The sequence below is a fragment of the Synechococcus sp. R8-2 genome (genome assembly GCF_047461715.1).
GTDB lineage: Bacteria > Cyanobacteriota > Cyanobacteriia > Thermostichales > Thermostichaceae > Thermostichus.
Genome location: NZ_JANSHQ010000067.1, coordinates 1 through 5344 on the forward strand (window position 1 = coordinate 1; position 5344 = coordinate 5344).

5 protein-coding genes and 1 pseudogene are annotated in these 5344 nt (G+C 59.8%); 2 read left to right on the top strand and 4 right to left on the bottom strand.

Translation table 11 applies throughout. The annotated features are described in order from the left end of the window. Both NW819_RS01690 and NW819_RS01695 read left to right on the top strand, forming a co-directional pair. A partial coding sequence (locus NW819_RS01690; protein WP_414412703.1) for a gas vesicle protein K occupies window positions 1-583 on the top strand: 583 nt, incomplete at its 5' end. A 124-nt stretch (window positions 584-707) separates the two neighbouring features. Then, window positions 708-2291: an NAD(P)H-quinone oxidoreductase subunit N gene (locus tag NW819_RS01695; RefSeq protein WP_414412704.1), complete on the top strand. Its 1584-nt coding sequence runs from the start codon at window positions 708-710 to the stop codon at window positions 2289-2291. Window positions 2292-2629: 338 nt separating this feature from the next. Here NW819_RS01695 and NW819_RS01700 read toward each other — a convergent pair whose 3' ends face one another. From NW819_RS01700 to NW819_RS01715, 4 genes and pseudogenes are all read right to left on the bottom strand, one after another. Then, a complete protein-coding gene (locus NW819_RS01700) occupies window positions 2630-3199 on the bottom strand; it encodes a photosystem I assembly protein Ycf4 (RefSeq protein WP_011433078.1) in 570 nt (189 codons plus the stop codon). A 303-nt stretch (window positions 3200-3502) separates the two neighbouring features. Then, a complete protein-coding gene (locus tag NW819_RS01705; RefSeq protein WP_414412705.1) occupies window positions 3503-4576 on the bottom strand; it encodes an S-layer homology domain-containing protein in 1074 nt (357 codons plus the stop codon). Window positions 4577-4621: 45 nt separating this feature from the next. Beyond that, a complete protein-coding gene (locus NW819_RS01710) occupies window positions 4622-4936 on the bottom strand; it encodes a DUF3181 family protein (protein WP_011433076.1) in 315 nt (104 codons plus the stop codon). Between the two features lie 63 nt (window positions 4937-4999). After that, window positions 5000-5344: pseudogene (locus tag NW819_RS01715) on the bottom strand (hypothetical protein); the annotation flags it as partial.

The window sequence follows — 5344 nt, forward strand, 5'->3', positions numbered from 1 at the left end:
GGAAAGGGAAGAGGCCGCTCGGGATCCCCGTCTCCATTTGCTCAGCCTGGAACAGCTTTGCCAGCCCTTTGACCGTTGGATTGCCCCTTCTCCCCCGCCGCGCTTTTCTATCAGTCCCGCCAGCTGGGAAGACTTGAGCCAGGCTCGGCCCACCCCTGGCCGGAAACGCCCGGAAGCCGGTTTGGCCTCTCTGGTGCTGACCTTGGTGGAGCTGTTGCGGCAGTTGATGGAGGCGCAGGTGGTGCGGCAAATGGAGGCCGAGCGCCTTTCTGCAGAGCAGATTGAGCGGGCCGGCAGCAGCCTACAGGCCCTGCGGGAGCAAATTCGACACATCTGCAGCCTGTTGGAGATTGACCCGGCGGATTTAAACCTGGATCTCGGAGATCTGGGCACCCTCCTGCCCCGCCAGGGGGACTACTACCCCGGACAACCCCACCGCGAGGGATCCGTGCTGGAACTGTTGGATCGGCTGATCCACACCGGCATCGTCATCGATGGGGAGATCGACCTGGGGCTGGCGGACTTGGATCTGATCCACGCCCGCCTGAAGTTGGTGCTTACCTCCAGCGCCAAGCTCTACTGAGCCTGTAGATTGAGAGCGCTGATGGAGATGATTGGGAGAAGAGATGCCTGAAGCGGGGAGAGAGACCAGAAATCGCGGTATGCTGGCTGTGGATCCCCTTAATCTCTCTTCATAGTCTTCTCCTATGGATGTCTTTGCCCCAACCGGAAACCTGTATGCCGGTGCCATTTGGCCGGAAGTGGTGGTTACCCTCACCCTCTTGCTCGTCTTGGTGGTGGATTTAATCGGCGGGTCGGCGGCACGCAAAAGTCTTCCGGCCCTCTCCATCTTTGGCTTGATTGGGGCTTTGGTGACCTTGGTGTTGCAGTGGCAGCAGCCCCAGTTGGAGAGCTTCTTGGGCAGCTTTGCAGCGGATCCCGTCAGCATTCTCTTCCGTGGCCTGGTGGTGGGGACGGCGGTACTGACCGTGATGATGGCAGAACGCTACATCGCCCAGTCGGGAGCCCCCACAGGCGAGTTTTATGTGTTGCTGCTCACGGCCACCTTGGGGGGCATGTTCCTCTCCGGGGCGACGGACTTGATCCTGGTGTTTGTATCTCTGGAAACCCTGGGCATTGCCAGCTACCTGATGGCCGGCTACACCAAGCGGGATCCGCGTTCTTCGGAGGCAGCCCTGAAATATCTCTTGATCGGGGCCAGCAGCACGGCCATTTTCCTCTACGGCATGTCCCTACTCTATGGCCTTTCGGGCGGGCAAACGAAGCTGGAAGCCATCGCCTCATCCATGGGGGATGCCGGCTTGGCAGGGATCATCGCTTTGGTCCTCTGCATTGGTGGTATCGGGTTTAAGTTGGCGGCGGTGCCCTTCCACCAGTGGACTCCTGATGTCTACGAGGGATCCCCAACTCCGGTGGTGGCCTTTTTGTCGGTGGGATCCAAAGCAGCAGGCTTTGCCTTGGCGGTGCGCTTTCTGGCCACCGTATTTCCGGCCATGACGGAAGAGTGGCGGGCGGTGCTCTCGGTGCTGGCCATTTTGACCATGGTGCTGGGGAATGTGGTGGCCATTGCCCAAACCCGCCTCAAACGGCTGCTGGCCTATTCTTCCATTGGACAGGCGGGCTTCGTTTTGATTGGCTTGGTGGCGGGCACCGAGGCAGGCTATGCCAGCTTGATCTTTTACTTGATGGTCTATTTGGCCATGAACCTGGGGGCCTTTTTGTGCATCACCCTGTTCAGCCTGAAGACCGGCACCGATGAAATTAGCGAGTACAGCGGCCTCTACCAAAAGGATCCCTTCCTCACCCTGTGCTTGAGCATTTGTCTGCTTTCGTTGGGTGGGTTGCCCCCTCTGGCAGGCTTCTTCGGCAAGTTGTACCTGTTCTGGGCCGGTTGGCAGGCGGGGGCCTATACCCTAGTGTTGGTGGGGTTGGTCACCAGCGTCATCTCCATCTACTACTACGTGCGGGTGGTGAAAACCATCGTGGTGAAAGAGCCGCAAGAGATGTCGGTTTCAGTGCAAAATTACCCTGAGACCAACTGGCAGGCGGAAGGCATGCAGGCTCTGCGGGTGGGCCTGGTGTTCACTTTGGTGGCCACCATCTTTGCCGGGATCCTCTCCAATCCCCTCTTTACCCTCTCCACCCAGGCGGTAGAGCAAAGCCCCTTCTTGGGGTTCCCGACTGCACAGGCATTCATTCCGGAGTCGGCGAGCCTTCAGGTGGCAGTCAAGGGATCCCTGGGTTCCTCTCCTCAAGCTGGCGAAGGCTAGTTTTTGAGATGCTCTCCATCCCGAGGTTTTAAAAAGCGACGCTCGGCAGCGCGCGCTTCAGTTGTGCAGATATGGTCATTTCTCCCTCTGGAAGAAGGGCTGCAGCGCGAAACACCTGGGGAGCGTCTCAACCTAGTCTCAATCTAATTTGAACTAATTTGAAAGGACTCTAATCCAGAAGAGGGTCTCCCCACCCCAAAGGGATCCGGGATCTCTTCAAGGCCTCCGCATTAGCGCCCACCGATTACAGCAATGTAGTTGGTCACCCATTCGTAGTAGGGCACACATCCCTCACGCGGCCATCAGGGTGCGATCACAGCGCATGATGCCCCAGGGAATCAAATGCCCTCTAAGCTGACGTTGAGAAAGCGGGCAATCTCGGCTGCCTGGTTTTCGATCTCCGTCAGGGGAGGTGGCTGGCCTACGCCGGTGAGGGGGATGTCGCCACGTCCTTTCACCCGCAAGTAGATGGCTCGGCGGGGGTTAAGCCCCTCTCGCAGCTCCACCCGTAAGCTTTGCACATCGGCAAAGTCATACTCCAGGCGGACTTCACGGTTTTTGCCCGGAAAGCCCTGGCGCACCAGCGTTATCTTTTGCGTGCGCCGGTCGAACTCGTTGTAGCCGCCTCCCAAGTTCCAATACAAACTCAGCCACTGGTATAGCCCCGCCAGGGATCCGAGCACCCCGTAAAAGAGCATGGCAATGCCCTGGGGAATAAACACCAGGCTGGCGGGATCGGAAAAGGGGAGCAAATTGCGGTGGAGATAGCTGGAAAGGCCGGCCAAGGTAAAGCCCAGCCCTCCCCCCGTCAGCGCCACCGCCCAAAAGTACACGCTGGGCCGCCGCGACCCAATCACGGTGTAGCGCAGCAGATCGGCAGAACGGATTTCAGGAACAATGGCGGACACAGTTGGGATCCCTGCAGGTTTTCCAAGGCTGGCTTCCCCCATTCTATAGGCTATGGGCGGCAAGGGTTTTCCCCAGCAGAGGGGCGCTCAGGGGACTGGCAAGAGCTAGAGCCGCCTGGGGAATGGGGGCGGAAGTCCTCTGCGCTGTACAGCCCCTCTCCCGAAGGGAGTTAGGGATAGTTTTTATTGTTATGGCTCCTTTTGCTCCTTGTAAGAGCCGTAGCAGGGATCCCTGCTGAGGTTCTGAGGCGTTCTATCTGCTGACAGAGCCCAACAGCATACGCCAATGGGATCCCTCTCACCTCAGGGTTGGGTTTGGCGTGGGGTAACGATCCTGCCCTCCCCTGGGGCAACTTCCGAGGAACGGGGGCGGGCCGGCGCAGAGGGCTCATCAACGGCATTCGAGGGAGAGGCAGGGTTGGGATCCGGCTCGGGAGAAGCCGTCTGCTCCGGTTCTGCGGCAGGGGGAGAAGGCTGAGGCTCAGGGGTTGGGTCTGGCAAGGCTGGCGGCTGGGGTATGGCGTCTTGGGCCGTTCGTTCCCCAAAAGCCGACAGGGCGATGGCAGCTTCCCCGCGGCTGACCGGCTCGAAGGGGTTGAAGGTGCGGATGGGGCCAAAGGTGCGCAGCACGGTGGAGGCATTCTCCAGACTGCGATCGGCTACCAGAGCAGGAATGGCTTCAGGAGGAATTTGCGCCGCATCGGTGAACCCCCAGCGCTCCTCCAGCTCCGCTCGGGATCCCTTGATCTGGCCGGGAGGTAAGTCCAGAGGCACCTTCATGCGGATCAACTCTGCCCGCGACAGCAGGCTGTTGGGGCGAAACTCTCGATTGGCATCTCCGGCAATTATGCCGGCAGCTCCCAGGGCTTGAATGTAGCGAAAATGGGGATCCTCTTCCGGCACATCCAAAAAGAGGGGGCGTTCCGAGGGGGATCCCAGGCGGATTTGCCGGCTGGGCTCGTCGGCGTGGATGGCGTTGTTGGCCAACACCAGCCAACGGGCAAATTCTCCGCGACGAACGCTGCGCTGCGGCTGAAATTCGCTGCTGGAGATATCGGCAAAAACTCCCAACCGATCTAGGTATCCCACCGAACGGGCCACCAGAGATCCGGGCTCCAAGTCTGTAAAGCGGCTGCTGTCCGGGCTGGGCAGGGGTGAGGAAGGGGTGGGAGCAGTGGGGATCGAGATAGAGGGTGGGATGGATCCCGGCAAAGGTTGAGGCGAGGGAGATGCCGGCAGCTCAGGTTGGGCTGTGGGCAGACCTACTGGGCGTACAGCGCGCTCCAGCCGTTCTCCCCACTCGGTTCCCTGACAGGCCGACAACAGCCAGAGCAGCGGAATAAGGCTGCCGAGCTTGAGCCAGGGGCCAGGCCGCATAGGTTTAGACTGATGATGCACCGCTCTACCTTTCTCTATTGGTCTCTATTGGGCCCATTTGCGGCTGAACTCCTCCAGCACGTCCAGCAGGTTAAGCAGGCTTTGCATCGGCAGGAGATCGGCCAGGGGCAATTCTTTGCGCCCACCCCCCACTTTCACCGGGATCCCTTGCAAGATCTCTGTGACGGCGTCCTCATCCACCTTGCCTGCCATCACCTGGGGTGCCAGTCGCTCCGCCAAAAGGGTATGCAGGTGGGCATCGCGCAGGTAAAGATGCCAGCGGGCCACATCGATGTAAACTTCTTTACCAATGGCAGCAGCTAATTGCTCAATGTCTGGGTTGCTGGGCACTTTGGCCATCGCTCAGCTCCGTTGGGGGTTGCGTCTGCCCTTGCTCAATCATAGCCTGAACCCAAGGGATCCTCAGGGAGAGCTGGCAGCCGAGCGGTCGGGTAGAGGTAGGGCGAAGTTCTCTTGCAGCTGCCGCAGCATCAACAGGTGTTCCAGAGCTAGGCGATCCCGTTCTGTCCGCAACTGGCTCAGTTGGGCCTGAATTTGGCGGATATCGGCCTCGTCGGAGTCCCAGGTTTGCAAAAGGCGGTAGAGGCGCTCTTGTTGGTCGGCAATTTGCCGGTTTAGGCGGGCTAGACGGCGGCTGAACTCCACATCCATTTCCTCTGCCAGCTCGGGATCCGGCAGCAGGGCCAAGCGATCCCAATGGATGCCCAGGTCGGCCAAGCTTGGCGGGGGCGGATCCAACTCCTTGAG

What these genes read in the sequence shown, in the direction of transcription:
- NW819_RS01695 (WP_414412704.1), top strand. Translation starts at nt 708, where the DNA reads ATGGATGTCTTTGCCCCAACCGGAAACCTGTATGCCGGTGCCATTTGG.
- NW819_RS01705 (WP_414412705.1), bottom strand. Translation starts at nt 4,576, where the DNA reads ATGCGGCCTGGCCCCTGGCTCAAGCTCGGCAGCCTTATTCCGCTGCTC.
- NW819_RS01710 (WP_011433076.1), bottom strand. Translation starts at nt 4,936, where the DNA reads ATGGCCAAAGTGCCCAGCAACCCAGACATTGAGCAATTAGCTGCTGCC.